At 59.9% G+C, this 749-nt stretch carries 1 protein-coding gene and 2 tRNA genes; all 3 read left to right on the forward strand.

The genetic code is table 11. The features are described 5' to 3' along the window. Positions 1-224 (forward strand): hypothetical protein (locus JJD66_RS27905; RefSeq protein WP_234452361.1); only part of this gene is annotated, 224 nt, incomplete at its 5' end. Between the two features lie 185 nt (positions 225-409). Then, a tRNA-Gly gene (locus tag JJD66_RS27910) sits at positions 410-497 on the forward strand. Positions 498-501: 4 nt separating this feature from the next. After that, a tRNA-Ile gene (locus JJD66_RS27915) sits at positions 502-577 on the forward strand. Positions 578-749: the final 172 nt, after the last annotated feature.

Genomic DNA, 749 nt, shown 5'->3' on the forward strand with positions numbered 1-749 from the left:
AAACCCGGCCACCGCGCCGGGTTTTTTATTGCCTCGAATTCAACCTTCTGGAGCTGCGCATGAAGCTGAAAGCCAAAAGCAATCTGCTGGAGCGCGCCAGAAAGGCTTGGGAGGCGGTCGCACGCCAAGTTGGCGAGACCGACTTCTCGCGCAATCCGCGCACCGGCGAGTATCTGCACCCCGGTGTCGCCATGGGTTGGCGCATCCACAAAAAGAATCTGTAGTTTTACCTGTAGCCAGGACAGCCCTCGGGAAGGCCTGGACGTCGATAGCCGGATAGTGCGACGCACGGATCAACACCGGCAGCCCGCGCACCCTGACCTCACTGTGCTTACAGGGTGGCGCGAGACAGGAACAGCGAGATCGATGCATTGGGGCGTCGACGCCGGGATCGTCTTTGGCTGACTGCGCGGAAAGACGCGCAATTGCGGGTAGCGCAGGTCGCTAGACAGCCTTCCAAGCTTTCGATCAGGGTTCGATTCCCTGTATCCGCTCCAAATCTGGCCCGAAGCATTGAAGGTTGATGCGCCCGGCTCATAACCGGGGGAAGAGGGTTCAAGCCCCTACGGGCCGACCAGGCAAGGGGCCTCAAGCCTCTGCGGTGTAGATCTGAGATCCTTTCAGGGAGCCAAAACAACTTGAGCAACCGAGGGGGAGTGCCTCGGTGCCTATTCAGGGCCTCGACATTGATCGGGGCCTTTTCGTTTTCGGCTCCACCACACCCATTGCTCCGAGCTGGGAGTGCTGTG

The organism is Pseudomonas sp. MF6751 (assembly GCF_016613265.1).
GTDB classification, from domain to species: Bacteria; Pseudomonadota; Gammaproteobacteria; order Pseudomonadales; family Pseudomonadaceae; genus Aquipseudomonas; species Aquipseudomonas fluorescens_BV.